Source organism: Ekhidna sp., assembly GCF_965212185.1.
Lineage (GTDB): Bacteria > Bacteroidota > Bacteroidia > Cytophagales > Cyclobacteriaceae > Ekhidna.
In genome coordinates, this window is sequence record NZ_OZ243102.1 from 756,938 (window position 1) to 783,935 (window position 26,998).

A 26,998-nucleotide genomic window follows, 5' to 3' on the forward strand; every position below is an offset into this window, starting at 1 on the left:
AATTAAACTTGTGCGTCAGCTATTATTGGAAAAATATGATAAGGACTATTCGTATATCATTTGTGCTTCTGACCTTAATGGCCTTCTCTGACATCAATGCTCAGAGAATTTTTAAATTGTATAGTGATGCCGAAGATGCTTTCTACGATGAAAAATTTGGCGATGCTTTAATTATGTATCAGGAGATTCAGACCATTGATTCTGCTTATGAAGATATTCGGTATAAAATTGAAATCTGTAAACTACTTTCCATTACTCAATATGAGGATATGAAACCCTTCAATGATTATGAAGAGGAAATGGCAAATAGAGATAAGTTCTACTATTACTGGAAAGGCAGAATTCAAATGAAGGAATATGAGTTTGAAGAAGCCGTAGAATCACTTAGAAAATTTATCAATCTACCTGAGAAGAAAAGTGATATAATTTTAGAAGAGGCACGTAGATGGATAAACTGGGGCATCAATGCCAAAAGGTTTATGGATAATCCGAAGTATTATGAAATCCATCTACTTGAAAAAGGGATAAACACAAAGTATGCAGAGTTAAGCCCTGTCTATTTTTCAGAAAACGAAGAATTACTGTTTTTATCCAATAGAGATGAATCAAAGCCAGATCAATTTCAGATTTATCATTCCGAACATAAAGGTGATAGAACCTGGACTGAGCCAACGGTTATTTACAATGTGGGCGTATTTGAAAGAGATAATGCCAATATCGAAGTTGTTGATGAGGATGGAAGATTATTTCAGTTCAGAACTGATAAGGGAGGAGATCTATTTTACAGTGAACCGACAGCAAGTAAAACCGGTTGGTCTGTACCAAGAGAATTTGATAGCAAAATTTCATCTACTCATTTAAGTTCCCATTTCTATATCAATGAGCATGAGGATCGCATTATTTTCGCAAAAAATGTAGGCACAAAGAACGATCCTAACCTGGATTTATTTGAGTCATTCAAGGACCCATCTACTGGAGAATGGAGTAAACCAGGATTATTCGCAACAACAATCAATAGCGAATACAATGAGGATAGCCCTTATTTAAGTCCCGATGAAAAAACCATCTACTTTGCATCAGATGGCCATGAAACAATGGGTGGATATGACATATTTAAATCTGAATATGATTCAGCTACTTTTTCATGGTCTGAACCTGAAAACCTTGGATTTCCAGTAAATACTCCTGACGATGAAATTCATTTCAAACTCAATCATGATCAGATGTCAGGGTATTTTACATCCAACAGGCTTCATACAATTGGCGACTATGATATTTTCTTCTTCTGGGAACTACATACCGTAAAAATCAAAGGTCGAATACTTGATCAATCGGAGAAGCCAATTACGAATGCACGAATTTTCTTTCGTCCCATTGAATACACAGACATGTATTTTTTCTCGGTCATAAGTAGTGATGGTAGTTATGAAATGACCATCAATGCGGACGATGTTTATGAAGTAGAAATCAAAATAGATGGTTCAAATGATTTACTTCATTTGGAAGATTTCGAGATTCATGCTACCGGCGGTGTTAACACCACATACATTAAAGATTTTATCGTTTCAGGTAGAGAAAAAGAAGAGTTGGATCAATAATATTTGATCACTTCAATTGCAATGCTGCGATATGTTATTTGAAATCAAGAGGTCTTAACGGGACCTTTTTTTATCTTAGAATAAAATATACAGCATGTACACCTCAATAATAGCTGGTCTTGGTCATTATGTCCCCGAAAATGTTGTGACCAATGAAGACCTGTCCAAAATGATGGATACTAATGATGAATGGATTGTAGAACGAACTGGAATTCATGAACGGAGATGGATAGATCCGACGACCGATGATAGCCCCTCAACAATGGGTACGAAGGCCGCTAGAATGGCCATTGAAAATGCAGGACTTACACCTGATGATATCGATTTTATAGTTTTCGCAACACTTAGTCCAGATTATTTTTTTCCCGGACCAGGAGTTATGGTGCAGGATCAACTAGGGATAAAAGAAATAGGTGCCTTGGATGTTCGAAATCAGTGCTCCGGATTTGTTTATGGACTTTCAGTTGCTGATCAGTTCATTAAAACCGGAATGTATAAAAATGTATTAGTGATTGGTGCAGAAAATCATTCAGGTGGACTTGATAGATCAACTCGTGGAAGGGGAGTAACCGTGATTTTTGGAGATGGCGCTGGAGCTGTTGTTATGCAGCGCTCAGAGGACAATTCGAAAGGTGTATTATCTACACATTTACATTCTGAGGGCAAGCATGCAGAGGAGTTGGTACTTATTGGCCCCAATACTTCAAAGTGGGTTCCTGAAATCATAAATGAAAATGATCCTGAGGATTCGTCATACTATCCATATATGAATGGCAATTTCGTTTTCAAACATGCAGTTACGCGCTTTATGGAGGTTATTGGAGAAGCTTTAATCACTAATGGTAAAAAGCCGGATGAGATTGATTTACTAGTCCCTCATCAGGCAAATTTGAGAATCAGTCAGTTTGTACAAAAGAAAATGGGACTTTCTGATGATCAGGTTTACAATAATATTATGCGGTATGGAAATACTACCGCGGCATCTATTCCAATAGCAATGAGCGAGGCATTTCAGGAAGGGAAAATCAAAAAAGGAGACCTTGTTTGTTTGGCAGCTTTTGGTAGTGGATTTACCTGGGCATCCGCACTAATTCAGTGGTAAATATTTACTAACTCCAATTATTCAATAGGACAAATCCCACGATTTCATCGACGAATGAATCAGTTTTGATTTATAAATTGTATTATTAAAAGAAGTTATTTAACTATTTTAATTGTTAACTTAAAATAGTTAAATTTGTTCTCAACAAAGTATAAAACAACAATAACCATACTAATAATGAAATTTGTCAAGACACTACTCGGAAAATCTACAGACGAAAATCAACTAAAATTGAAAAAGGATGCCAGTGGCGAATGGGTGGTTAGAAAGGGGTCAACAGTACTTTACATTGGATCGAAAGACAAATGTGAGACCTACATGAGCCACACAATGTAAAAAACTAAAAATCTCACCGATTAAGAGGCAGTTTTTCAATTCGAAGATTGCCTTTTTTTGTTTCTAATCATTAATAAAATATGAAAATATAAATAATTAATTGCACTATTAATATAATATAATTATTATATTAATGTTTAATATTTGAATGATTCAATCAAGAACCAAAAACATACTCACCCATGAATATTTTTAGATTGTTCAGCAAAAAAGTCAGCAAGGATAAAATTCAGCTAACAAAATCTCAATCCGGGGATTGGATGGTGAAAAAAGGATACAGTATACTCTATATAGGAAGCAGAGAGAAGTGTGAGATTTTTATGAAACAGACGCTTGGCACTTAGTTATGGTTAGCGAATTAGTGGTTATCCGTTATTCGTCGGATAGCCTTTATTATTTCTTGAGGATGTGACCATGGAATGAAATGATTAACATTTTCCAATAACACAACTTCCAATAATGAATCAGGTAATACCCTTTTGGCAAAATCAACATTCTCTTTAGGTACCAATGAATCCGAAGTACCTTGGATCACAATAGTAGGCAGTAAAACATTTGGCCATAAAGGAATCATTTGAGTTAATTCATCTTTCAATGTGAAAATTTCATCATTGCTCACTTCAAATTCCTTTGGGGTAAAAAAGGCTCCAACCTTTGTTTTTATTACCTTTCGATACCACTCTTTCTTTTCTTGATCGGGATCAATAGATGGAGCAATTAGAATCATCCCTTTATAGGCATTTGGGAAATCCATTGCCATTCTAGCAGCAATTGGCGCTCCTAGAGAATGTCCAAGTAGTATTTTTTCTTTTGCCGGAAACAGCGATAGCACCTCATTTATTTGAAATGCTTGTTTTTCCAATGAAGGTTCTGCATAACCAAAGCCTGAACTCCCAAAACCTGGACGATCCACAGCAAGAAGATCAAAGTTCATCCGAAGTGAATCGTAACCAAAGAAATCAATAAAAGCGTTCCATGATCCTGGAGAGCCATGGATGAATACAAGCATCGTAGATTTTCCCAGGTCTGTATAGGCATAATGCATGTTTCTTTCGTCTACCATCAAATCTCCAAATTGAATCTCCATATCTAGAGATTCCTTTGCTTTCTCGTCATCAATCCTGAATTGGCAGGCTGTGACTAAAATCATGATAACGGCAAGTTTTTTCATCACCAGATCGTTAATCCAATCGTAGACATCAGGCTATATTTGCCGTCTATGTCAAAAGGCATCATTTCAACCGACTTTCAATTTAAAGGACAAACCGGAAAATACACCGGAAAGGTTCGTGAGGTATACGAATTTGGTGATAAGCTAGCAATGGTAGCTACCGATCGAATTTCAGCGTTTGATGTGGTACTTCCAAAGCCAATTCCTTATAAAGGGCAAGTATTGAATCAACTAGCTGCAAAGTTTTTAGAAGCAACAAAAAATATTGTTCCCAATTGGGTAGAATCCACCCCCCATCCAAATGTGACTTTTGGGAAAAGGTGTGAGCCTTTCAAGGTGGAAATGGTCATACGTGGATACCTAACCGGCCATGCATGGAGGGAGTATCGCGATGGTAAGAGAATCCTTTGCGGAGTGGCCATGCCCGATGGAATGAGAGAAAACGAGCGATTTCCTCAGCCTATTATTACTCCAACGACTAAAGCAGATCAAGGACATGATGAGGACATATCCCGTGAAGAAATACTCAAGCAAGGAATCGTTACAGAAGAAGACTATCTTCAGCTTGAAGAATACACACGTAAATTATTTGCTAGAGGTACTGAAATAGCTACAGCTCAAGGCTTAATACTCGTCGATACCAAATATGAATTTGGGAAATTCAATGGGGAGATTTATTTGATTGATGAGGTACATACACCTGATAGTTCCAGATATTTTTATTCTGATCCGTATGACGCCTTATTGAATGCCAATCAACCACAGAAGCAATTATCTAAAGAGTTTGTGAGACAGTGGCTGATTTCTGAAGGATTTCAGGGAAAGGAAGGACAGCAGATTCCTGAAATGCCGGAAGAACGATTGGAAATGATCTCCAACAGATACATTGAACTTTACGAGAACATCTCTGGTGAAAAGTTTGTTAAAGACGAATACTCCGATAAATTAGCCCATATTAAAGAGGCAATCACTCAAATAGTAGAATAAAGAATTATGGAATTTACAGTAGACAAATACGAAAACTATTCAATTGCAAAAATCCAACAGGAAAAAGTCGATTCGACTGTTGCCCCTGAACTTAAGTCTGAATTTATGAAGCTGGCCCAAGATGGAGTAAAAAGCCTCATTGTAGATATGGAAGCTGTAAAATATGTGGATTCCAGTGGTCTAAGTGCTTTTTTGGTAGGTAATCGATCTTTTGATGAAAGTGGAGTTTTTGTACTTTATAATGTGACTGACCATGTGATGAAGCTGATCTCTATCAGCCAACTGGATAAAGTGATGAATATTGTATCCAGTCAGGAGGAGGCTGCTGATGCCGTATTATTATCAGCTATTAATAAAGGACAAGGGGCCGCAGAGTAAGCCTTGAGTCTTGAATTGCTGATACTAGGGTCTAATTCAGCCGCGTTTGCACATCGTCGGCATCATACGGCCCAGCTTTTTAAATTGCAAGACCAACACTTTTTGATTGATTGTGGAGAGGGAACTCAACTGCTTATGAAGCGGTATAAGGTAAAGCTTTCCAGAATCGATCATATTCTTATTTCACACCTTCACGGAGATCATTATTTTGGATTGATCGGACTATTATCAACGATGCATCTCTTTGGTAGAAAAAAAGAGTTGCTACTAGTTGGTCCGCCCGGATTGAAGGAGATATTGCAACTTCAGCTTAGGTATTCAGAAACCTCACTCAATTTTCATATAAGGTTTTTAGAGTTTACTCCAGGCGAGTCAGAAGTGGTCTATGAGACACCAAAATTTACGGTAACCACCTTACCGATGGATCACAGAGTACCATGCTCCGGTTATCTCTTTCAGGAAAAACCAAAGAAAAGAAGGATCAATCGTAATAAACTACCTGAGGTTCAGCTTTCGAATCTGGATATTATTCGACTTAAAGAAGGTGAGGACATTTTGGAAGCTGATGGATCTGTGAAGTATAAAAACAAGCTGCTAACCCTAGATCCCAATCCAAGTTTTAGCTATGCCTTCTTTTCTGATACGAAATTACGACCTGAATTAAAACCATTGATTGAAGGGGTTAATTTACTTTATCATGAGGCCACTTTTGCTAATGATATGAAGGATCGAGCGATTCAAACGTATCATACGACTGCAGAACAAGCAGCCCAATATGCTAAAGAAGCCAAGGTTGGTAGATTGATATTGGGTCACTTTTCTGCTCGATACAAAGAACTGGATCCAATTATTAATGAAGCAAAAGCAGTGTTCGACAACACGGAATTAGCAATTGAAGGAACCAAATTTACGGTAGATGGGAAATAAAAAGCAGAATCTCTTCATCATATTAGGAGCGATTTTTCTAACGAACGCCATTCTGGCCGAGCTCATTGGTGTGAAGATATTCTCCCTGGAACAGACCATAGGAATGGAGCCAGCCAATCTAAACATATTTGGATATACGCTGGATTTCAATCTGACAGCCGGAGTGATGATTTGGCCAGTTGTTTTTATTACTACAGATATTATTAATGAATATTTTGGGAAATCAGGTGTTCGTAAAATCAGTTTCATTGCTGTAGGATGTATCTCTTATGCTTTTTTGATGATATGGGTAGTAACCAAGCTAAGCCCGGCAGGTTTCTGGTTAGAAGTAAATAACACAGATCCTGAAGGTAACTTCTTCAATATGAATTTTGCCTTTAACAAAATTTATACACAGGGTTTGGGGATCATCGTAGGATCCATCATTGCCTTTCTGATTGGGCAGTTGCTGGACGTGGCAATTTTTCAACGCTTACGAAAAATTACCGGTGAAAAAATGATTTGGCTGAGAGCTACAGGCTCTACGCTCATCTCACAATTGATAGACAGCTTTGTTGTCCTGGCAATTGCCTTTTATATTCTGGCACCTGCTGAAAGTAGATGGGATTTATCTCAGGTTCTTTCAGTGGGGTCACTCAATTACATCTATAAGTTTATTGTGGCGATAGCTCTCACTCCACTTATTTACCTGGGGCATTTTCTAATCGATCGATATTTGGGAAAAGAAGAGGCAGATAAAATCAAGGAGGAAGCAAGTCAGAGTAGCTTTTAATTTCTGTCTACAAGTTGAAAATCTTCCAATTTGAATGTTCCAGCGGATTTTCAAATAACCCATAAACGGTACTGCCACTTCCAGTCATCGAGGCATAAACAGATCCAGCATCATACATTTCCTTTTTCAACTGCTCTATTTCTGAATGATTTGGAAAAATGGAAGCTTCAAAATCATTTTTAAGACCATTTTTCCATTGCTCGATTGGCGTTTTGATGATTTCTGGAATAGAAGTATCAACAGATCCTGGATTTACACCTGCATATGCTTCTTTAGTAGAGATATGAATTCCGGGATTGTGAATGGCGAGGTAATATCCTTTTAGATCTAGACCAATTTCTTTTAATACTTCACCGCGTCCTCTAGCTATTGCTGGTTTGTTCTCTATGAAGTAGGGACAATCGCTACCCAACTGCAAGGCATATTCTTTTAGCTCTTGGTTTGGTAGCTCAAGCCTAAAAATCTCATTCAACATCTTCAGTGTAAACGCTCCGTCAGCTGAGCCACCACCTAACCCAGCACCCATTGGAATGTTTTTCAATAAATGAATTTCTATCGAAGGGATATCAAAATCTTTCTTTAATAATTCATATGCTTTCACACACAGATTAGCGTCAGAATCACCTGGAATTTCCAACCCGTAGCTATATAAAGAAAAAGAAGCTGCCTCTATAATCTCCAGGCAGTCGTACCAGGGGATAGGATAGAAGCAGCTTTCAATGTTATGATAACCATCTTCCCGTTTACTCACGATGTTGAGCCCAAGGTTGATTTTTGCGTTGGGGAAGGTGATCATTGGTTGATGTTTATTAGAATGTCATTCAATGAATGAAGGAACCTATCCTCGAATTAGATGGATCCTTCAATACGTTGGCGATGACAGTTTATAACTGTCATTTACTCAACTCTTCCACCATCGCTTCAGTAATACCGGATGTGGAGAATCCTCCATCATGCATAAGGTTTTGCATGGTCACCATTCGAGTTAAATCAGAGAACATGGTGATGCAATAATCGGCACAGCTCTCAGCATCCGCATTTCCCAGTGGAGACATTTTATCGGCATAATTGAAAAATACATCAAAGCCAGGCACGCCAGAGCCAGCTGTTGTCATCGTTGGAGATTGTGAAATAGTATTTACTCTCACTTTCTTATTAATACCCATACGATACCCGTAACTTCTAGCAATGGATTCCAATAAGGCTTTGGCTTGAGCCATGTCAGAGTAATCAGGGAATGTTCGCTGAGCAGCGATGTATGATAGACCTAAAATTGATCCCCACTCATTCATGGCATCCAGTTTTTCAGCTGTTTGCATCATCTTGTGAAAGGATAGGGCAGAGACATCCAATGTTTTCTGAAACCAATCATAATTCAGATCCCCATAATCTTTCCCTTTTCTCACGTTTGGACTCATACCAATGGAGTGGAGAACGAAATCAATTTTTCCTCCTAGTGTTTCTTGAGACTTATTGAAAAGATTTTCTAAATCCTCCATCGAGGTGGCATCTGCAGGGATGATTTCGGCATTGCACTGTTCTCCCAACTTATTGATCTCACCCATCCGCATCGCAATGGGAGCGTTGGTCAATGTAAATGAGGCACCTTGCTCATGGGCTTTTTCAGCTACTTTCCATGCGATTGAATTTTGATCAAGTGCTCCTGAGATGATTCCTCTCTTTCCTTTCAGTAAATTATTTGACATGATTAGTGTTTTTAAATTCTTTTTAATGTGTCTGTCTCCCCCTTAATAAAGGGGGATGGGGGGTTGTTCCTATCTTCAAAATCTAAGATATAGCTTTCGATGGTTCTCAGGACATTGGAAATATTGTGTTTCACATCCAAATCATCAAACCTTAAAAACCTAACACCTAATTTTTCTATTTCGTTTTGTCTTTTCAAATCTGCCTTATAGGCTTCTACATGATCGTGAGATTTACCATCAATTTCGATTATAAGATTAAGTTTACTACAAAAGAAATCAACAATGTAATTAAGTATGGGCTTTTGTCTCATAAATTGATATCCATACATTTTTTTTGATTTTAATTCTTCCCAAAGCAAAATTTCAGACAAGGTGCTATTCTTTCTCAATTGACGTGAGAGCTCTTTTAACTTTGGATCATAGTAAATCTTCATTTTGAGCAAATATAAGAATCCAGGCACCTTTATTGATTATTCTTACAACCCCCTCACCCCCTTTGTTAAGGGGGAATCGCGCTTTTGCAAATATCTTTAATTCTCCCTTTCTGGGGTCATCTGCAGGAGCTCCTTAGCACTCTCAACAGCGGATGCGCCTGGATTCTCACCACCAATCATTTTAGCAATTTCTGCTATACGATCTTCATTAGCCAGCCGTTTGATTCGGCTAACAGATCGATCTGAAGTATGATCTTTATACACATAATAATGAGCATCTCCACCTGCTGCAAATTGAGGAAGGTGACTGATGCTGATCACTTGATGGTTCTTTGCCATTTGCTGCATCATACGAATCATTTGTAAGGCAACCTCACCTGATACTCCGGTATCAATTTCATCAAATATGATGGTAGGCATAGCCGTCTTGTCGGCTATTAGGTATTTGACAGCAAAGATCAAACGAGAAAACTCACCGCCGGAAGCTACTTCTTTCAACTCTTGAGGCCTTATACCTTTATTTGCACTAAAGCGCATTTCTATGGTATCTAGTCCGTTAGGATTTGGCTCGCTTTCACGAACCTTTAGGTCAACTGTTCCATTTTCAATACCAAGACGATGAATGATTTTTTCAATCTCATCAGCAAAGTTGAGTGCCGATAGCCTTCTGGACTCAGTGAGCTTCTTTCCGACGTTTTGAAGTTCTTTTTTAGCTAATTCAAGATCTTTCTTTGCCTTAGCAATATCATTATCAAGATTGGCAACTTTGTTTATGCTTTCGTCCAGTTCATCCCTCAGTTTGATCAACTCTTCTACAGTTAGAACAGAATGTTTTTTTTGAAGGCGATATAATAAATCCAATTGATCTTTTAACACCTGTATTTTTTCAGGGTCGTGCTCAACCATCTCTTGCACATGCTGCAATTCATTGAATACATCGGCTAATTCAATGGATACACTTTCTACGCGCTCACTTATGTCTTCTAGTTCCTTCGAGAACTTCGAAATTGCGAATAGAAGAGATTTTGATTCTTTTAACTGCTGAAGAATGGCAACCTCAGAATCATCTAGTAGATTGATGACCTGGGAAAGCTTGAGTTTGATGTCTTCTGCATTCTCAAGCACTTCAAGTTCATTTTCCAATGACTCTTGATTAAGATTATCCAAATCAGCTTCAACCAATTCAGTCAGCAAAAACTGCTTATAATCTGCATCTTCAGCACTTTGGGCAGCCAATGATTCAAGTTTTGTTAATTGATTTTTTGCTACTGAATAGCTACTAAATGCAGTTTGATATGAACCCAATAGTTCCGGGTGTGCTGCAAAGGCATCTAATGCATCTAATTGATACTGATTGTTCCCTAGTTGCAATGATTCGTGCTGTGAGTGAACATCCATGAGCTTTTCTCCAATGGCTTTCAATGCACTCAAATTAGTAGGGGTATCATTCACAAAAGCTCTGGATTTGCCCGATGGACTGATCTCTCTCCGAATGACACATTCCAGGTCATAATCCAAGTCTTCTTCTTCAAAGATTCTCTTTAAAGAGTATGCCGAAATATCAAACACTCCCTCTACTATACATTTTTGATTTTCATTCAAGAGAACCTTTGTGTCGGCACGTTTGCCAAGAAGCAATCCTACCGCACCAAGCATGATTGATTTACCAGCCCCAGTTTCTCCAGTAATTATATTTAATTGAGGAGAAGGAGCCATCTCTAAATCCTGAATAAGCGCATAATTTTTTATCTGAAGTGACTTGATCATGATCGATCGCAAAGATAGGTTAGAGACTAGTCAATCAATGCTTTATATTCATCCGTTCTTGAAGGATCAATATTACTGAGAAGATTATACGCTTGTCTGCGCGTGGCTAAATTAGATTCAGAAAAAATTTGAATCAATTCTCCTGACTTGGCGTCCATGAAAGCGATAGTTAATATTGATCTTGGTCGGGCTCTATTTGCTTTTTGAATCTCAGAAAGAGCTAATATGATATTCTTTTCTGCTTGTTCTCGGTCTTCAGCCATAATATCGAGACCTTCTCGATGATAGGTGTAGAGCGCTTTTCTTACAAGTTCTAATTGCGGATTTTGAATATTCTCAATGAGCCAATACCTATTTCTAACACTATTGAATTGTTGCCAACCCGTATAATTGGTTTGCTGCGCATTATTTACAATTTTAAATGCGCTCTGAAAATGGTTAGTGCCACCCAGATCCTCAAAGGTATCGTAATCAAAACCGATTATCATGTAAGCATAATAGGCAAGCATTGAAGTGATGTTACTTGTAAATGCATTTTCATTGAATCGCAGAGGTTGAGATTGAACATATTCAAAATCCCAGTCTCTATCCGCAAAATTCATCACGACCGATTCATAGCTTGTTCCATAAACGGGCCGACTAGATAACACCTGAACAGAGGCTTTAAATACCCCAATACTTGGCATTTCTGTCATTGTAATCACAAGATTGCAGTTGATCACCTCTTCTTCCTGAAATTCATCATTGGTCCACTTTGTGGTATTTAGAAATTGGGCAAACTCTGTTTCCATCTCTGTAAAAATGGCTCGCTCTGTTGTCTGAATTTGTTGAGCATTGACAATCACTCGACAGTTGAGTTCTTGTGAATATGCGTACGCACTAAAAAAAACTAGGATCAATCCAATAACTCTCATGAATGATTTTTTATGACATAATCAACGATATCCTGTGCCACTTCGACCTTACTTTTCAACTCAAATTTTTGCGTGTTATTGTTCTTATCAAAGAAGGTTACTTTATTGGTGTCGCTCTTAAAACCTGCTCCATTATCGTTGAGTGAATTGAGTACGATAAGATCAAAATTTTTCTTTGTGAGCTTTTCCTTTGCATTACCTTCCTCATTGGTAGTTTCTAATGCAAAACCTATGTGAAACTGATTTTCTTTCTTTTTTCCAAGAACTGCAGCAATGTCCGGGTTCTTAATCAATTCAAGTTTGAGGCTATCGTCTTTCTTCTTGATTTTTTCTTTTGCAGGATTTTTGGGACGATAATCTGATACTGCTGCTGAGAAAATGACTATGTCAGCATCCGCGTGTCTTTTTTGAGTTTCATTAAGCATCTCTTCAGCAGACTGGACTTTTATGAGTTCTCCCTTATTGGGAAAATGATCTGCGGGACCTGAGACCATGATTACCTTGGCTCCCGCTTGGCTAAAAGCTTCAGCAATTGAAGTTCCCATTTTTCCTGAGGAGTGATTTCCAATGAAACGAACAGGATCAAGCGCTTCAAATGTTGGACCGGAAGTGATTAATACCTTCTTGCCTTTTAGTGCATCTGATTTATAGAGCTTTTTTTTTACTAGTTCAACTAGTTCTTCTGGCTCTGCCATTCGTCCCTGGCCAGATAATCCACTTGCAAGTTCTCCATCTCGAGCTTCAATCACCTCATTGCCAAAAGACTGAAGCTTTTTAAGATTTTCTAACGTTGTAGGGTGCTGATACATATCCAGATCCATTGCCGGGGCAACCATCACAGGACATTTGGCAGATAGGTACGTTGCAAGAAGAAGATTGTCACAAATCCCATTTGCCATTTTACCAAGCGTATTGGCACTTAATGGTGCAATAAGCATTAGATCTGCCCACATCCCAAGCTCTACATGATTATGCCATTCACCTGAATCCTTGTCAAAATATTCAGAGTATACGGGATTTTTAGACAGGGTTGCTAATGTAAGCGGAGTGATGAAGTCCTTGGCGCTATTGGTCATGATGACCTTAACTTCCGCACCTTCTTTTACAAGTAAGCGCACAAAAAAAGCGGTTTTATAGGCCGCTATTGACCCACAAACCGCTAATAATATTTTCTTACCCGCCAACATGGCGACTAATTTATGTTAAATCTGAGGGAGAATCGTCTTCTTCTTCTGGTAATCTAAAATTTAATTCACTATTCAGAAATTCTTCGATAGCCATCGTTGTTGGCTTTGGCATACGTTCGTAGAATTTAGAGATTTCAATCTGCTCTCTATTTTCAAAAATTTCTTCTAAGTTGTCAACTGAAGATGCAAACTCGGCAAGTTTTGCATTAAGCTCTTCCTTTTGATTCGCGCTGATTTGTCTTGCTCGCTTAGCGATGATCACTAAAGACTCATATAGATTGCCAGTAGGCTCAAGAACATCTTGATTGTCTCGTGTGATTATTGATGGATTTATTTGCTGCATATCGCCATTATTAATTTGAATCGGCAAATTTAGTTATTTCTTCTATGCTTTCAACATAAATTTTCTCTGCTTCTTTTAAAAATTTACTGTTAGGGTATTTGTCTATGAAAGCAATGTAATGATCGACCGTATTTTTGAATCGCTCTTCTTGTTTAGAACGGATACTCTCTTGCGCCAGGTCAAAAGCCGTTTCTATCCTTAAATAGGAGACTTCTTCATTGTAATGTGAGTCAGGATAATCATCGGAGAAATTGTCATAAACAACTAGAGCAGCTTTATATCTTCTGAGTTTGTGGTAAAGCTTACATTGCTCATAGGCCTTTTTTTCGAGCTTTTGTTGCATTTCATCAATAATCCGATCGGCATCAGGCGCATACTTCGAAGTTGGGTATTTATTGATGAATTTCTGCATCGCAGCAATTGCTTCATAAGTTACTGTCTGATCTAATTGGTAGTCTGGAGATTGCTGGAATAGAGAATAAGCATGCATATAGGCTGCTTCCATTACGTATTCAGACCGCCCAAATATTCTTACAAACTCACTAAAATGATGAGAACTTAGAATGTATTGCTTTTGGTAGAAGTAACTATAGGCAAGGTAAAAATTGGCTAATTCTGCTTCTTCCGTACCCCTTATAATCGGTAAGATATCTTCTAATAGAATTATTGTTCTATGATAATCTTCTTCCTCGTAGTATGCCAGGGAAGCTTCATACTTAATCCTCCAATCTCCACTTTTTTGTATCTTTCTAAATTTGCTACAGCCAGCAATTGAAATCGCTGTAATTATCAAGAATAGAATTCTAATTTCCCTCATAATTTTTTAATAGTCGGCAAAACTAAGGACTTATACCTTAAACGGAAACATGGTTGAGTTATTCACCCTTCCCTTTAAGGGATTTTAACAATTCCTTCTTACTTTTTTTACCACCTTCAAGGTCTAATTTTTGAGTCGGTGGTAATGCAGTAGGCTTCTTATCTACATTTACCCTTTGTTTTGCTGTGAGTAGTTCGTCAAGGGTTGGTCTTTGATCACCTTTCCACTCAAAACCTTGGAGCACCTGAACTTCTGCCGTGAGTTCATGAGGCGGGATAAAGCGAGCTTCTGGTTTTATGTAAAAGGATATGTTATCAAGTTCTTCGTTTTTAAACCTGATGGTCATATCACTACACAGAATCCGATTCATTCCTAAGGTTATGATATCATTCGGATCATCCTCGTCTAGCACGTAATAAATGCTTTCACCGTTTCCATTGACATTTATCCGATTAATTTGAGATTTTTCAAAGAAGGCATTCATCGTTCTGCCTTTAATTTGATTATAGTTCTTGAGCGTATCTTCTGTTGCTAAAAATGCCCGTTGCAACAGGGTCATAGACTTTATTTCCTTTTCAGTCACATTCATCTTAATGGTATCTCCTTCCAGCTGATTTTTGAGATTCCAGAAAATGGGATCTTTGTAAAAAAAGAGCATGGAATCTTGCAAATAATATGCTGCTGAATCCGCCAATCCTTGAAGGTTACTCTTCCAAATTCTAACGTTGTGATAGGCTAAAATTCTTTTAGCTGAATCATAATCACTTTCAATTGATACTAGCGTGTCTGCTGCCAGGTAAAGTGTATCTTGATCAAGAAATCTTCTCATCAAGGCATGGCCATAGACTTTACTTATGTTATTCCCTTTGTCCGCATATCCAAAATCTCCGGTTATGACGACATCATTTTCCTTGGACGTTAGTTTTACATTGCCTTTCGCATCGTAATATTTTTTTAGGTCATCAAACAACAATTGATCACCCTCCATGTAATAATCGGTAGTTTCGATGGTTCCTTCAATGAATTCTGACTGTTCAATTTTGGTCCTAAAGGTTCCTCCATTTGCATGAAGAATTGATTCATCTTCTGTTATGATGGTAGTCTTACCTTCTGTGATAGCAATTTTTGGTAGCGTGTTGTATCTGAGCGTATCAGATTTTAAGGTATAGTCCGGTGCAACCAAAATCACATTACTCCAAAACAGCGCGTATTTTTGTAATCCGTAATAATATCCGGTCTCACTTGTGAGTACATTAACTGAATCTTTGAGCTTTCCGCCGTTGTAATAATTTCCAATTTCTGTATCCAGATTATAATCCAGAAAATTGGTAGTCAAACGTTGGTCACCTTTGGTGTAAATCACATTATCTCTCAATTGTGCGGTTCTATTTTGGCCATTATAAATCAGCTTTGTAGATGTAATAGTTACAGAATCATCAATGATTTTTACTCGGCCAAATGCTTCCATGACATTATCCTTCACATAATAATAAGAGCTGTCACAGTACATGGTGGTTGTTTCCTGAGCGAAAACTACGTTTCCGATGAGCCTTCGTATTTTTTCGCCGTTTTGACGAAATTCAAATAAATCATCAGCTTTGTATTTGATTCTGTCAACTTTTTGAGCTTGAGTGCTCTCAATTGACATGAACAATACAATAAGGACCATACAGGATTGAACTAACTTCCGCATTTTGCAAAATTAACTGATCGAGTTGTGCATTCTTTACAAAAACAGTTCCATGATTTTATTCATTCCAAACATTTGATTAATGGCGGTGAAAAAATACTACTTGCTGTTAGTGGCGGTGTTGATTCGATGGTACTCTCAGATTTGTTTTTGAAGGAAGGATTTGAGATAGCAATCGCTCATTGCAATTTTGGATTAAGGGGTGAAGAATCCAATGGGGATGAAGTGTTTGTCCTTGATTGGGCTGATAAAAATGGCATTAACTGCTTTGTGAAAGCTTTTGATCTTGCCGGATCTATCCAATTGGAGGCCAGAAATGTTCGATATCAATGGTTCAATGAGCTGTTACTTGAAAATGGACTGGATAAGATTGCGACCGCGCACCATCTAAATGATTCTTTAGAAACAGTTTTAAATAACCTTGCAAGAGGAACTGGTGTGAAGGGGTTAGCTGGTATCCCGATTCAAAACGAAAAAGTAATCAGGCCTCTATTATTTGCTACCAAAAAGGAAATCCACGATTATGCCATGGATGTTGGAATCGACTGGAGGGAAGATTCAAGTAATGAAACAGATGATTATGATCGAAATCACATCAGGCATCATGTAATCCCAGAATTAGAAAAGGTAAATCCTTCAATCTTAAATTCTTTTATCCTGACTCAGGAACGAATTACTCATGCGAGCCACATTGTTAGTGAAAGGGTGCAGGCAGTTAAAAAACAATTTTTACTAGAGGATAATGGAGGGTTTAGACTGGAACTTAACTGGATCTCTGCCCCATCTGATGAATTGATTTTAGCTGATCTTTTAACTGAATTTGGTGTAAACTATACTACTTCGAAAGAAATTTTTGAAGCTCGCGGAAAGTCCGGTAAGAGTTTTATTGGAGAAGGATGGTTTCTTACAATGGATCGATCCGAATTATTCATTGATAAAGGTGAATCTGAAAATGTTGATCTGCTTATTCAAGAAGAAGGAGAGTATGTGGTTGGTACTAAAAAACTAGTTGTTGAGATAGTTTCCAGCGATCAGATAAATTTTGGAAATGAGAATGAAGCTTTTCTGAATCATGATAAAATTAAATTTCCACTTTCACTCAGAAATTGGAAAGAGGGGGACCGGTTCCAGCCACTTGGAATGAGGGGGATGAAAAAAATCAGTGATTTTTTCATTGATCTAAAGATACCTCAAAACAGAAAGAAAGAAGTTTTGATTCTGGAGGCGGGAGATGAGATTGCCTGGGTGGTGGGTTATCGAATTTCCGAATCTTTCAAACTTACAACCAGTAAAAATACAGCACTCAAATTATCCTTTATCCCTCAAGAATCCCCCTGAAATCATGTAGAGCTGTGGTATTGCCGATAACAGTAATCACATCACCCATGAGGAGATGAGTGTCTCCATGAGGAATGAAGATTTCCCCGTTTCTCCGCTGAATGACCAAGGAACCCGAAGGAGGGAATGCTACTTCTTTCACTAGTTTGCGATGGATATCCTTACTCTTAATAAGTATTTCTTCTACACGATACATACCAAAGCTTTCCTGGAGTGTGCCTACAGAGTGTGGCCGAGTAACCATATCTTCAATATGATTGGCTAAAACCTCATCGTGATCGACGATTTTCAAGTCACCTTGTGGATCAATTAGATCATGTGATGCAGATTGTTTTCGCATGATCATTTTATTATGCTTCAGCTCATTTTTGAGGAACCTGGCTAATTCAAGATTGAGGTTTTTAGACTCAGTCAGTACAATGATCAGATCTGAGGGTCTGATATGAAGTGTTTTGAGAAAATCAGTATCTAATACCGCGACATCCTGATGCTTAATCCCTTTCCGATCAAATTCTTTTGCGATCACCTTGTTTTGGAGATAGGTTATGCAGGATGAATCGTGCATGTTCATTCTTTCAGCGAGGTGTAAACTGGCTCTGCTGCCACCAAAAATATAGGTACCATGATGCTCCTCCTTGTCGCCACTAAGGAATTGGTAGATTAAAGGACAGGTAAGGCTCACGATGATTGCAGAGGCCACAATGCCTGCATTATCTGCTGTGGTGATAACTTCAAGAGAAAGACCAATTTGGGCTGCAGCTATGGTCAACCCCATTCTAGCTGTATTTAAAACACCTGCTGCAATTGCTTTCTTAAATCCAAAAAGCCTGGTCATCACGAGTGAAGGAATGATTTGAATGAAAAAGAAACTAAAAACTAAAACCAGGATTAATGGGATGGATTCTTCAAAATTACTAAGTGCGGAAAGGTCCAGGTTTACACCTACCATGATGAAGAAAATAGGAATAAAGAACCCGTAGCTCATTCCATCCAACTTGAAAAGAAGAGCAGAACGCTCTTTATTGACAAACAGGCTTAAGAGTGTTCCAGCAAAGAATGCTCCCATTACAAGCTCTGTATCTAGAAGGTGAGCCACTATTACAAATAGCAGTAGTAATACCACAGCGCCTCTTACTCTGATTTGGCTGGCAGCATGCTCTAGTGTGTAGAGTAATTTTTGGAATGTGCGAACCTTAAGTAGCCTCTTTCCTATGACATAGGTGACAATAAAAACGAGAAATATGACAGAAAATAAAAGTAATTCTACTTCAAAACCATTTTTTAGAACTCCTGAATACACAGAAATAAGAATGATACTCATCACTGAAGCTACTGCACCTTCCATCAAAATGACTTGACCAAATCTTCTGGATAGAATGCCGTCTGATTTGAGTATAGGTACCGTGATACTTAATGCTACTGTTGGTAGTAAAATGGTATAGAAAACGATATCTACATCGAAAAACTGGCTGATTAACCAGGCCGCTGGTAATGAGAGGAATAGAGAACCAAAGTATATGATAATGGCAACAATTAGGGTGTTGCTTATGATATCAGCGAATTTTAGTTTTTTAGGAAATGAGGAAATAATCTTATTGACATTAATCTCAAATCCTGCGAGAAATATTAGTATTAAGAAGCCGGTTTGCGCCAAAAAATCCATGTACTGAGTTTCCACGATCAAATCCAAGACATATGGACCGATAACTACTCCCAATACAATTTTTAGAATCACTGCATGTGATCGTGATATTTCTAACCAAGACAATATTAATGGGACCAGCCATGCGATGACGAAAACGACAAATAGTGGCCCATAATTAATATCCATTGGTTAGACTGCTGGTTGGTTTCAGGAAACTCAAGCAGTAAAATAGCGAAATGGATTTTAATGGAATTAGGGAATGCCTTGGTTACCTAAGTATTTAGGTATCCCACTTTGGTAATTGGAAAAAGAAAGTAGTACCATTTCCTTCTTCACTTTCACACCAGATAGAACCAGACATTGCCTCAATGTATTTTTTTGATATAGACAGTCCTAATCCTGTTGATTCAATGTCACCATTTTTTAATGGCTTGAAGGTTTCGAATAGATATTTTTGGTCCTGAGTGGTGATTCCTGGGCCTTCATCTCTAACAAAAAGGTCCAGGTGTCCATTTTCTCCATTCGCACCAAGATAGATGGTAGAGTTTTCAGGCGAGTACTTCACCGCATTGTAGAGTACATTTTCAATGGCCTGGGTCAGATAAATTTTGTCCGCTTTTACAAAGGTATTATCAGGAATCTCTGATAAATCAAAAGATATTTTCTTCTTCCCTGCTGTCAGACTCTGTGATTGAACATTCCCTTCTAAAACATCCCTTACATCAAGTTTTTCCTCAACTACATTGAGTTTTCTGCTTTCTATGGCACCCGCATCGAGAATTTTGTGTACCATATCCCTATATCCTTCGGATGATTTTTTAAGGACGGATACCAGGTGATTGAAGTCTTCCGGAAGCTTATCTTTATACTGCTCTAAAATTACAGATAGGGAGGTAAGGTCATTGATTGGTTTTTTAAGGTCATGAGCTACCATGCTCATCATAAGATTCTTTTCTTTATTTACTGCAATCAACTCTTCATTCTTAATGGATAGATTTTCACCTTGTTTTTGTATGTATCCCTTTTGTCTGGTAATCTGATCGTTCTGCTCACTAAGCAAAATATTTTTCTCTCTCTTTTGACGATACTGGATATATAGTATTGCTAAAAATAGCAAGGTAAGACAGGTGATAATAATTAATCCATTGCGAATTAACCGCTCATTTTCTAATTGTGCTTCCTGTTCTCGGAGTGTTATTTCATTCAGTTTAAGCTGAAGTCTTTGGCGCTCTGCAATTTCCCTTGCTCGATATAATGAATCTTGGGCAATTTGAAGTTTTAAATTACTTATCTCAAGTGCTTTATCAGATTTAGCTTTCTCATTGGCAATGGCAGCTACTTTTTGACTTGATTCTGTTTGTATTTTTTTAGCCTGCTCATCTCTCAGAAACCTGTCTACTGTGGAGTAAAGATCAAAATACTCGAGGGATTTCTCTGAATTACCTATGGCTTGATAGCATTCATATAGAATACCATAGCATCTCTTGGTCAGATTGATGTTTTCTAGCTCCTGTGCAATATTCAATGCTTCTAAAGCTAAATCAATCGCTTCTTGATTTTGACCGATGCTTTGACTAACAGAAGCTGCATTAATCAATCCTGAAAGTACGTAGTTCTTTTGCTTGAGTTCTTTAGAGAGCTTTATTCCTTTTTTAAAGCTAGTGAGTGCATTAGGGTATTCTTCATTATCAATCTGAACCAGACCAAGGTTATAATAGGCACTTTTGATACCATTTTTATTACCTGCTTTCTGATTATGTTCAATCGATTGATTGAAGTAAGAAATTGCTTCTTGGTTTTTTCTATTGTTCCAATAGAGGTATGCAATCTTACCGCAAATGCCTGCTGCATCATCATGCTTATTTTCCGTAATTGCTATTTCTAAAGCCTGCTGATATTGATCAATCTGATCCTGAACATCTGCAGTCAGTTGCTGGGCGAAAGAATAAGCGGCGATGATCATGCAAGCAACGCCACATAATAAAGCTCTGCTCAATTTAATCATGTTGTAAATTTACTTTCATTTTCATTATTCTACGTAAAAGACAATTTCTTCTTGATTTTCATTTCCAAGCTTATCAGTAACACTCACATTGATTCTGTAAAGGTTGTTTTTTCTGAAATTCTCAATCAAACTTTTATATGGTTGAGGCGTACCTCCATTAATTTGATAACTAATCTTATCTAAACCAGCATGCTGATCCGTTGAGGATAAAAAGAGTAAAACATGCGGTGGAAAAACACTCACTGTTTCACCTTCTATTACGCGTGTTCTGTTCGTGTCTATGCTAAATCGATTATAGACTTCAGGTCCAGTATTGTCAACAATGCAGAGAATTTTCTTTGTACTTGAATTCGACAGATTATCATATCCATTATAAGTTACGACATGAAAACCATCTTCCTCAATATTGAAAGGCTCTGAAAATGTTTGGGATAATCCTCCATCCACTTGATAATCAATCTCTTTGAAGCCTGAGTCTTTATCTGTCCCGCGCAGATCAAATTTGGTTTCTTTTGTTATGAAAATGGTGTCATTCACATCAAAAGCCGGACCAGAGAGATTGTAACTCAGACTTGGTCCTGAAAGATCTACATAGCTAATGAGGCTATTCTTATCAGAAAACTCAGTAGTTCGAGTGGTATTGTTGACTTTATCCATTGCCAAAACTTCAATGTTAAGGTTTCCGGACTGAGTCAAATAGAACGGTGATTCATACAGTTTAAATTCTCCTCCATTGACAGAATATCTGATTTCTTTTACTCCAGCTTTATTATCCATTGCCACCAATTTCAATTTAGTTCTACCTGAATAGTACTCTTTCCCATTTGCAATGAATGTATTACCGATGATTTCATCAATTACTCTTGGTGCGGACTTGTCTAGAAAAAAGCTGTAAGTCTTTTTCTCCTCATTGTTATCTACATCATCTACAGCAAAGTAGGTAAGGGTATGTTCACCCTCACTTAAACTGGAAAGGTTTATTGGAGACGAGTAGACAAACGTTTTACCCTCGTCTATGGTGTAAAATATCTTTCCATCCTTTGAGACATTGTCTTGCGTAGTTAATTCAATAGTTGATCTATTGGAAACCACGTTTTCAGAGAGATCACCTTCAACGGCTAATGATGAGGCAGGTGCTGATTTATCAATTTGAATGTTAATTGATTGTAGGTTTTCGGTATTCCCAACCTTATCAACAGCATAATATTTTAAAACATAAGACTTTTCATCGTTGAGAGCAATTGCAGAGGTGTATTCTTCAAATACCCCACCATCCACCGAGTAATAAATAGATGCAATTCCAGATGTTTCATCAGTCGACGATAGCACGATAGCTCCCGATCCTAAAATGACTTTTCCATCCAGCCTGGCAATTCTTTGCTCACCAAAAGAAATAGACGTTTGAGGTGCCTTGCTATCTGCATAGAGTTCAAAAACAACTTCCTCCTTTGGATAGACGATTTTCTTAGTTTCTGGATCTACTTTCCATGGAGATCTGATTGAATTGTATCCTTCAGAATCAAGATACATTGGGCTTGTATATTTAGGGTCTTTGCCTTCAAGTATTTCACTATCTGACCCTTCTTTATCCGTTGAGATACTTAGATAAACAGGTAAATCCTTGTTTACATACACTTTGCCATCCTGGTCCTTGTGTATTTTTTTCTCATGTTGCGGTTGTTGCTGAGCTCTTAGGCTGGTTGTGAGGAACGTGATTATTAACATCCCTATTATTTCTTTACTCATTGGTTAATCTGGTTAAAAGTGCAAACTTCAGTCACTAATATATACCTAGAATGAACCTAAGGTGATTATTATAAGACGGAACGGATACCCCATTCGATCAACGTGCGAATAATACGACTAAAGATTACAGTTCTTTGTGAATTTTCTTCACACGGCCTACTATCCCATCTTCTAACATTACTTTAATTCCATGCGGATGATTCGTAGACTTAGTAAGGATTTTTTGCACGAATCCTTTTGTTAGTTCGCCCGTTCGTTGATGGTGTTTTTGAACTACCTCCACCTCAATGCCAATGATTATGTTTTTTCTAATGGTCCCCTCCATCAGGCCTTAAGTTTAATTTGAATCAATTTGAAAGCCGAAAATGCTACCCAAACGAAATTGACAGCTACGAAAGGAAAAGCTCCATTCATGTAGGCATTGTAGAGTAGTAATATTGATCCTATCAGGTTAAGCATCAAATAGCTGACAGATTCTGCATTAATTTTTTGAAATAGATTTAAAGCGAATCCCAGCAGGAGACTTCCTGCCCCTAACCAGCCAATAAGTTCTAGTGTATCCATGTTGAAAAAGTAAGAAGCGAAAGTAGAAGCTTTTTACAACATAGTATTACTCAAATTTATTTTTGAATCAAAAAGGGCAGAATTCCTTCTGCCCCCTAAACATCAACCATAATTAAGCCTCTTCACACTTACTTAGATTTCAGTTTTTTCCAGTTTTCATTCGCATTTTTAACCATTTCGCTATGTCCTTTTTCATTCCAAACTTGTAGTGCATCTACTTCAATGCTGTTGAGATAGACATAGTATTTACCATCCTTAACCAAGAATTTGTTTGGGTCTGTCCTGAACTTTGCACCAACAGCAATACCAGTTGCGCACCATCCTCCGTATTGAGGAAGATATTTTCCGGGAGTTGCATCGAAAGACTTCTTTTGTTCAGCCGAAGTGAAGAAATATTTCACCCCTTTGTATTCGGACATATATTCTTTGGATCCTTGCTGAGCTAATGCTAAATCCAGATAAGAAACCGGGCTGTATCCATTCAAACCGATCTTGCTGTCATCCGTATTGAATAACTGAGCCATTGCTCCAATGGAACAAAGCATTGATAAAAATATAGTTGTAATCTTCATTGTTTTTGAGTTTTAGTTTTGAAAATAGGTTTCATCTACTACCTCACCATTGTCCCAGACACGGCGAATGACCTCATGCCATTTGATTTCACTTCCATCCTTCATGTCGAAATGAAATCGGAATTCTGACATGCTTACATTGTCCCCGATTGAGTTATTAAGGAGTGAGATTTCATTCACTTTCTCAATACTGCCGACAAATCCAGTAAGCTTTTGAACGGCTTCATCTTTAGTGGTCGTCTCAGTACCATCCACATCTTTCGTGTGAGCTGTGTCATTGAAAAATTTGGCAACCGCTTGTGGAATCTCCCCACGCAGCACCAAGTTGTCCATTTGTGTTACTAATTCTTGCATTGCTTTTTATGTTTAAATACAATGCAAATCAATAACCGACTAGACCCTTACTGTTTACAAAAAAGGGTCATTCACTTGTACTTTCTAAGCTATAATTTGAAGGGGAAACACCTGTATGAAGCTTAAAAAAAGTCGAAAAGTGACCGACTTCTTCAAAGCCTAGCCTAAAAGCTATTGATGAAATTGATTCTTTGTTAAATAGCATTTCCTTGGCTAATGAAATAACTCGCTTCGTGATGTGCTCTTTTGGAGTCAATCCAGTTGATTGGTGGATATTTCTAGTGAAAGTTTTTGGTGTTTGACTCAGGAGATTGGCATAAAATGTAACTTGATGAGAGTTGGTGATATGCCGATTCATTGCTTCACTAAATGCATTAAATAAGGCCCTGCCTCGCGAAACATTCTCAAGTCCGTCAACGAATTCACCGGGTGTTAAAGAGGTGTGATTTTTGAAGAACCTGGAGAAATATGCCGGGTCTTTAAACCCCAGCAAATAAGATGCTTCTTTTACAGAACCTTTGGTTTCAAAAAGTGATTTCCTGGCCTTGTTTATTAGCTTTTGGTTCTTCCACTGGAAGAATGTCAGGTCAAGTTTTTCTTTAGAAATTCGCTGGACATCATGATAGGATAAATATGGAGAATCCATCTTGGCCTCTACATTCTGCTCCAGCCACTCATTCAGATCAAATAGTGTAGATAACTCATCTTGAGTCGCATTAAACGGGTTCATTTGAAGCCATCTTTCCTGAGCGGATTTTAGGGTACTTTTTTGATCTTCCAGCGGTAGATCATTTCCTGCGTCCACATGACCCACACTGAGTACTTGCGAGAACAGGAATCGGTACTCACTTGATGCTCGGTCATCTACTGCAAGACTTAGAGCAGGCTCTATGCTTACATATTCCCCTTTTGGGATGAATACAGCTGAAGTTTCGTTGAAATGATAGGTTTGGAAATTTAGCTTTAAGAAGCTATCAGGTTGCAACAGATATACAAATGGCTGCTGAGTCTTTTCCATCGAAAATAAAAGTACGAGACATCAGCGTTAGAGTCTGGATGTAACACTTACTTTTCGCAGTGTTTGTCTAGCCAGCGTCAAATGGAATGATCATATGGTGGAAAACACGGAGGCATGAGTGCTGGCAACTGATACAAATAGTTTAGATCAATCTATATTATCTACGATTTTACTATTTCTAAATGGCTTTTTAACAAACTGAATCTAGAGTTATGATTCTTGGTATTTCGGTATTATTGTTTGTTTTGGTTTCTTTCAAATTCAGCGGTTCGCTTTATCTGCTCTTCGAGATTCCATTCAAAATCAAACCTGTTTTTTAGAAATTCAGCAATGGGTTCAAGTCCGATTTCAGCTCTTCTTTTATCAATGTTCTCTGGATCAAATACTGGCCACACGTTGAAACTTTTGGTTTCTGGATAATACTTCATTTGCCCTCCATAGATTTGCAAATCACCTCGCTCTGTTGCAATTCTATCTTCAGCTCTAACCAAAAAGCGTGGTTCCAATTTCTTCTCTTTAACCGCTCGTCTCATCATGGGGAGGTATTGAATGCGAACTTCATTATCTGAATGTTGAATAACATTGCAAATGGTCCAATTACCTCGCTCGCCAGCCATTTCTTTCGTTGGCCATCCATATTTATCCAGAATCTCTTTTACTTTTCTTTCATTGATGATGTGATTGCGCTCATAGATGGCTTGCTGTTGCTTAACCAATTCTGATTCGGCACCATAAATCTTCATCAGTGAGTCTCTTGATCTAATTGGCACTTGTTCCTTCTTCCAGATAGAATCAAGAACTGCTATCAGATTTTCTTGATATTCCGGTGTTACAAGTGTTCCTTTTGATTTGGCCTTGCTAGAGCAGCTCATCATTAACAGAAAACAGAACACTAAACTGAATTTCATTACCGTATTAACAAATGGTTTTAATTTATGTACTTGATCTGCCCACATGGTATTAATCTGTAATTGTTTGGAGGGTCCACTCCAATACCATAAACAAGATCCAATGTGGTGCCATCTGTGTCATCTTTCGCGATAGTCTTGATCGGCAAAAAAGGTGCATCTATATTTTGCCCATTAATAAACAATATTGATCGAGTGGTGCCATTCCCAATTTCTGATTCAAGTTTAAGTCCAACGTATAAAGTTTGTTGCCCTTTAGGTTGAATTGATGTCTTTAGGGTTGAGTGGCTACTAAGATCTGACTCAAAGAATTTTTCTATTCCAATCACACCAAAGTTCAAATCATCTTGAATATTTTTTGGAGTCAAAGAATCGGGTAATAAGAATATGCTCAGCAGAACAATTGAATCAGTTAGAAGGTGTGCCGGGGTTTCTGGAAAATCTAATTCTAAGTCCAGCGATATAATGGTGTCATTCACAATCTGTATTCTAAATACAGTATATCTAACTTCAGCACCTTCGGGGTGGGAATAGCTTCCTCCTCTTGGTCCAGTGGTAGTAATATTGATGCCGTAATTATTCTGTGAATTACTAAGAATCTTACTTACCTCAACAGACTTATCTTGATGTGCCTCATTTGTTTTATCATCACCTTTTTTAATATCAACACATGACAGAAATATCATTGAGCCAATGATGTAACTTGTTAGTTTCTCCAT

General features: G+C 37.8%; 28 protein-coding genes. 8 read left to right on the forward strand and 20 right to left on the reverse strand.

From position 1 onward, the window contains the following. Window positions 1-35: 35 nt before the first annotated feature. The 3 genes from ACOMC3_RS03410 to ACOMC3_RS03420 all read left to right on the forward strand — a co-directional run bounded on the left by ACOMC3_RS03410 (window position 36) and on the right by ACOMC3_RS03420 (window position 3,036). Entirely contained in the window at window positions 36-1,598 is a 1,563-nt protein-coding gene (locus ACOMC3_RS03410; RefSeq protein ID WP_420318125.1) for a hypothetical protein, read from the forward strand. A gap of 94 nt (window positions 1,599-1,692) precedes the next feature. Then, the gene (locus ACOMC3_RS03415; protein ID WP_420318126.1) at window positions 1,693-2,700 is read left to right on the forward strand and encodes a 3-oxoacyl-ACP synthase III family protein; all 1,008 of its coding nucleotides are present in this window, start codon (window positions 1,693-1,695) and stop codon (window positions 2,698-2,700) included. 177 nt (window positions 2,701-2,877) lie between these two features. Then, the gene (locus ACOMC3_RS03420) at window positions 2,878-3,036 is read left to right on the forward strand and encodes a hypothetical protein (protein ID WP_420318127.1); all 159 of its coding nucleotides are present in this window, start codon (window positions 2,878-2,880) and stop codon (window positions 3,034-3,036) included. A 358-nt stretch (window positions 3,037-3,394) separates the two neighbouring features. Here the strand turns inward: ACOMC3_RS03420 and ACOMC3_RS03425 are convergent, their stop codons facing one another. Next, complete coding sequence (locus ACOMC3_RS03425; RefSeq protein WP_420318128.1) at window positions 3,395-4,207, reverse strand: alpha/beta fold hydrolase; 813 nt, start codon at window positions 4,205-4,207, stop codon at window positions 3,395-3,397. Between the two features lie 48 nt (window positions 4,208-4,255). Here ACOMC3_RS03425 and ACOMC3_RS03430 point away from each other — a divergent pair, with 48 nt between their 5' ends. The 4 genes from ACOMC3_RS03430 to ACOMC3_RS03445 are packed head-to-tail and all read left to right on the forward strand — an operon-like array spanning window position 4,256 to window position 7,271. Beyond that, a complete protein-coding gene (locus ACOMC3_RS03430; RefSeq protein ID WP_420318129.1) occupies window positions 4,256-5,194 on the forward strand; it encodes a phosphoribosylaminoimidazolesuccinocarboxamide synthase in 939 nt (312 codons plus the stop codon). A 6-nt stretch (window positions 5,195-5,200) separates the two neighbouring features. Continuing rightward, complete coding sequence (locus tag ACOMC3_RS03435; protein ID WP_420318130.1) at window positions 5,201-5,572, forward strand: STAS domain-containing protein; 372 nt, start codon at window positions 5,201-5,203, stop codon at window positions 5,570-5,572. A gap of 15 nt (window positions 5,573-5,587) precedes the next feature. Further along, window positions 5,588-6,499 carry a ribonuclease Z gene (locus ACOMC3_RS03440; RefSeq protein ID WP_420319298.1) on the forward strand — a complete coding sequence of 304 codons (912 nt, stop codon included), beginning with the start codon at window positions 5,588-5,590 and terminating at the stop codon, window positions 6,497-6,499. Continuing rightward, entirely contained in the window at window positions 6,489-7,271 is a 783-nt protein-coding gene (locus ACOMC3_RS03445; RefSeq protein WP_420318131.1) for a queuosine precursor transporter, read from the forward strand. Before ACOMC3_RS03440 ends, ACOMC3_RS03445 begins: the two co-directional genes overlap by 11 nt. A gap of 7 nt (window positions 7,272-7,278) precedes the next feature. Here the strand turns inward: ACOMC3_RS03445 and ispE are convergent, their stop codons facing one another. The 9 genes from ispE to ACOMC3_RS03490 form a co-directional block, all read right to left on the reverse strand. After that, entirely contained in the window at window positions 7,279-8,067 is a 789-nt protein-coding gene (gene ispE / locus ACOMC3_RS03450) for a 4-(cytidine 5'-diphospho)-2-C-methyl-D-erythritol kinase (RefSeq protein WP_420318132.1), read from the reverse strand. Window positions 8,068-8,164: 97 nt separating this feature from the next. After that, the gene (locus tag ACOMC3_RS03455; RefSeq protein WP_420318133.1) at window positions 8,165-8,977 is read right to left on the reverse strand and encodes an enoyl-ACP reductase FabI; all 813 of its coding nucleotides are present in this window, start codon (window positions 8,975-8,977) and stop codon (window positions 8,165-8,167) included. An 11-nt stretch (window positions 8,978-8,988) separates the two neighbouring features. Then, a complete protein-coding gene (locus tag ACOMC3_RS03460) occupies window positions 8,989-9,411 on the reverse strand; it encodes an endonuclease domain-containing protein (protein ID WP_420318134.1) in 423 nt (140 codons plus the stop codon). 96 nt (window positions 9,412-9,507) lie between these two features. Beyond that, window positions 9,508-11,178, reverse strand: a complete 1,671-nt coding sequence (gene recN / locus ACOMC3_RS03465) for a DNA repair protein RecN (RefSeq protein WP_420318135.1) — start codon at window positions 11,176-11,178, stop codon at window positions 9,508-9,510. A gap of 26 nt (window positions 11,179-11,204) precedes the next feature. After that, window positions 11,205-12,092, reverse strand: coding sequence for a DUF4835 family protein (locus tag ACOMC3_RS03470; RefSeq protein ID WP_420318136.1), 888 nt, complete (start codon window positions 12,090-12,092; stop codon window positions 11,205-11,207). Next, window positions 12,089-13,279: a bifunctional phosphopantothenoylcysteine decarboxylase/phosphopantothenate--cysteine ligase CoaBC gene (coaBC, locus tag ACOMC3_RS03475; protein WP_420318137.1), complete on the reverse strand. Its 1,191-nt coding sequence runs from the start codon at window positions 13,277-13,279 to the stop codon at window positions 12,089-12,091. The genes ACOMC3_RS03470 and coaBC overlap by 4 nt, the downstream gene beginning before the upstream one ends. A 10-nt stretch (window positions 13,280-13,289) precedes the next feature. Beyond that, on the reverse strand, window positions 13,290-13,622 hold the full coding sequence (locus tag ACOMC3_RS03480) for a DNA-directed RNA polymerase subunit omega (protein ID WP_420318138.1): 333 nt from the start codon (window positions 13,620-13,622) through the stop codon (window positions 13,290-13,292). A gap of 10 nt (window positions 13,623-13,632) precedes the next feature. After that, window positions 13,633-14,439 (reverse strand): outer membrane protein assembly factor BamD, encoded by an 807-nt coding sequence (locus ACOMC3_RS03485; protein WP_420318139.1) that lies wholly within the window; start codon window positions 14,437-14,439, stop codon window positions 13,633-13,635. A gap of 58 nt (window positions 14,440-14,497) precedes the next feature. Beyond that, on the reverse strand, window positions 14,498-16,132 hold the full coding sequence (locus tag ACOMC3_RS03490; protein ID WP_420318140.1) for an OstA-like protein: 1,635 nt from the start codon (window positions 16,130-16,132) through the stop codon (window positions 14,498-14,500). 24 nt (window positions 16,133-16,156) lie between these two features. Here ACOMC3_RS03490 and tilS point away from each other — a divergent pair, with 24 nt between their 5' ends. Continuing rightward, on the forward strand, window positions 16,157-17,467 hold the full coding sequence (gene tilS, locus ACOMC3_RS03495) for a tRNA lysidine(34) synthetase TilS (protein WP_420318141.1): 1,311 nt from the start codon (window positions 16,157-16,159) through the stop codon (window positions 17,465-17,467). Here the strand turns inward: tilS and ACOMC3_RS03500 are convergent. The 10 genes from ACOMC3_RS03500 to ACOMC3_RS03545 form a co-directional block, all read right to left on the reverse strand. After that, window positions 17,445-19,298: a cation:proton antiporter gene (locus tag ACOMC3_RS03500; RefSeq protein WP_420318142.1), complete on the reverse strand. Its 1,854-nt coding sequence runs from the start codon at window positions 19,296-19,298 to the stop codon at window positions 17,445-17,447. The genes tilS and ACOMC3_RS03500 overlap by 23 nt on opposite strands. Window positions 19,299-19,392: 94 nt before the next feature. Then, window positions 19,393-21,117, reverse strand: coding sequence for a tetratricopeptide repeat-containing sensor histidine kinase (locus ACOMC3_RS03505; protein ID WP_420318143.1), 1,725 nt, complete (start codon window positions 21,115-21,117; stop codon window positions 19,393-19,395). Window positions 21,118-21,141: 24 nt separating this feature from the next. Then, the gene (locus tag ACOMC3_RS03510) at window positions 21,142-22,863 is read right to left on the reverse strand and encodes a chitobiase/beta-hexosaminidase C-terminal domain-containing protein (protein WP_420318144.1); all 1,722 of its coding nucleotides are present in this window, start codon (window positions 22,861-22,863) and stop codon (window positions 21,142-21,144) included. Between the two features lie 124 nt (window positions 22,864-22,987). Beyond that, a complete protein-coding gene (locus ACOMC3_RS03515) occupies window positions 22,988-23,188 on the reverse strand; it encodes a YwbE family protein (RefSeq protein WP_420318145.1) in 201 nt (66 codons plus the stop codon). Beyond that, window positions 23,188-23,427 carry a CBU_0592 family membrane protein gene (locus tag ACOMC3_RS03520; protein WP_420318146.1) on the reverse strand — a complete coding sequence of 80 codons (240 nt, stop codon included), beginning with the start codon at window positions 23,425-23,427 and terminating at the stop codon, window positions 23,188-23,190. The genes ACOMC3_RS03515 and ACOMC3_RS03520 overlap by 1 nt, the downstream gene beginning before the upstream one ends. 128 nt (window positions 23,428-23,555) lie before the next feature. Further along, complete coding sequence (locus ACOMC3_RS03525; RefSeq protein WP_420318147.1) at window positions 23,556-23,999, reverse strand: YHS domain-containing (seleno)protein; 444 nt, start codon at window positions 23,997-23,999, stop codon at window positions 23,556-23,558. 12 nt (window positions 24,000-24,011) lie between these two features. Further along, on the reverse strand, window positions 24,012-24,353 hold the full coding sequence (locus tag ACOMC3_RS03530) for a hypothetical protein (protein WP_420318148.1): 342 nt from the start codon (window positions 24,351-24,353) through the stop codon (window positions 24,012-24,014). Between the two features lie 67 nt (window positions 24,354-24,420). Beyond that, window positions 24,421-25,371 carry a helix-turn-helix domain-containing protein gene (locus tag ACOMC3_RS03535; protein WP_420318149.1) on the reverse strand — a complete coding sequence of 317 codons (951 nt, stop codon included), beginning with the start codon at window positions 25,369-25,371 and terminating at the stop codon, window positions 24,421-24,423. A gap of 233 nt (window positions 25,372-25,604) precedes the next feature. Beyond that, complete coding sequence (locus ACOMC3_RS03540) at window positions 25,605-26,279, reverse strand: DUF6624 domain-containing protein (RefSeq protein WP_420318150.1); 675 nt, start codon at window positions 26,277-26,279, stop codon at window positions 25,605-25,607. Window positions 26,280-26,299: 20 nt separating this feature from the next. Further along, window positions 26,300-26,998: a hypothetical protein gene (locus ACOMC3_RS03545; RefSeq protein WP_420318151.1), complete on the reverse strand. Its 699-nt coding sequence runs from the start codon at window positions 26,996-26,998 to the stop codon at window positions 26,300-26,302.

Coding starts and splice junctions, on each gene's coding strand:
- ACOMC3_RS03410 (WP_420318125.1), top strand. CDS start 36: ATGATAAGGACTATTCGTATATCATTTGTGCTTCTGACCTTAATGGCC.
- ACOMC3_RS03415 (WP_420318126.1), top strand. CDS start 1,693: ATGTACACCTCAATAATAGCTGGTCTTGGTCATTATGTCCCCGAAAAT.
- ACOMC3_RS03420 (WP_420318127.1), top strand. CDS start 2,878: ATGAAATTTGTCAAGACACTACTCGGAAAATCTACAGACGAAAATCAA.
- ACOMC3_RS03425 (WP_420318128.1), bottom strand. CDS start 4,207: ATGAAAAAACTTGCCGTTATCATGATTTTAGTCACAGCCTGCCAATTC.
- ACOMC3_RS03430 (WP_420318129.1), top strand. CDS start 4,256: ATGTCAAAAGGCATCATTTCAACCGACTTTCAATTTAAAGGACAAACC.
- ACOMC3_RS03435 (WP_420318130.1), top strand. CDS start 5,201: ATGGAATTTACAGTAGACAAATACGAAAACTATTCAATTGCAAAAATC.
- ACOMC3_RS03445 (WP_420318131.1), top strand. CDS start 6,489: ATGGGAAATAAAAAGCAGAATCTCTTCATCATATTAGGAGCGATTTTT.
- ispE (WP_420318132.1), bottom strand. CDS start 8,067: ATGATCACCTTCCCCAACGCAAAAATCAACCTTGGGCTCAACATCGTG.
- ACOMC3_RS03455 (WP_420318133.1), bottom strand. CDS start 8,977: ATGTCAAATAATTTACTGAAAGGAAAGAGAGGAATCATCTCAGGAGCA.
- ACOMC3_RS03460 (WP_420318134.1), bottom strand. CDS start 9,411: ATGAAGATTTACTATGATCCAAAGTTAAAAGAGCTCTCACGTCAATTG.
- recN (WP_420318135.1), bottom strand. CDS start 11,178: ATGATCAAGTCACTTCAGATAAAAAATTATGCGCTTATTCAGGATTTA.
- ACOMC3_RS03470 (WP_420318136.1), bottom strand. CDS start 12,092: ATGAGAGTTATTGGATTGATCCTAGTTTTTTTTAGTGCGTACGCATAT.
- coaBC (WP_420318137.1), bottom strand. CDS start 13,279: ATGTTGGCGGGTAAGAAAATATTATTAGCGGTTTGTGGGTCAATAGCG.
- ACOMC3_RS03480 (WP_420318138.1), bottom strand. CDS start 13,622: ATGCAGCAAATAAATCCATCAATAATCACACGAGACAATCAAGATGTT.
- ACOMC3_RS03485 (WP_420318139.1), bottom strand. CDS start 14,439: ATGAGGGAAATTAGAATTCTATTCTTGATAATTACAGCGATTTCAATT.
- ACOMC3_RS03490 (WP_420318140.1), bottom strand. CDS start 16,132: ATGCGGAAGTTAGTTCAATCCTGTATGGTCCTTATTGTATTGTTCATG.
- ACOMC3_RS03500 (WP_420318142.1), bottom strand. CDS start 19,298: ATGGATATTAATTATGGGCCACTATTTGTCGTTTTCGTCATCGCATGG.
- ACOMC3_RS03505 (WP_420318143.1), bottom strand. CDS start 21,117: ATGATTAAATTGAGCAGAGCTTTATTATGTGGCGTTGCTTGCATGATC.
- ACOMC3_RS03510 (WP_420318144.1), bottom strand. CDS start 22,863: ATGAGTAAAGAAATAATAGGGATGTTAATAATCACGTTCCTCACAACC.
- ACOMC3_RS03515 (WP_420318145.1), bottom strand. CDS start 23,188: ATGGAGGGGACCATTAGAAAAAACATAATCATTGGCATTGAGGTGGAG.
- ACOMC3_RS03520 (WP_420318146.1), bottom strand. CDS start 23,427: ATGGATACACTAGAACTTATTGGCTGGTTAGGGGCAGGAAGTCTCCTG.
- ACOMC3_RS03525 (WP_420318147.1), bottom strand. CDS start 23,999: ATGAAGATTACAACTATATTTTTATCAATGCTTTGTTCCATTGGAGCA.
- ACOMC3_RS03530 (WP_420318148.1), bottom strand. CDS start 24,353: ATGCAAGAATTAGTAACACAAATGGACAACTTGGTGCTGCGTGGGGAG.
- ACOMC3_RS03535 (WP_420318149.1), bottom strand. CDS start 25,371: ATGGAAAAGACTCAGCAGCCATTTGTATATCTGTTGCAACCTGATAGC.
- ACOMC3_RS03540 (WP_420318150.1), bottom strand. CDS start 26,279: ATGAAATTCAGTTTAGTGTTCTGTTTTCTGTTAATGATGAGCTGCTCT.
- ACOMC3_RS03545 (WP_420318151.1), bottom strand. CDS start 26,998: ATGGAGAAACTAACAAGTTACATCATTGGCTCAATGATATTTCTGTCA.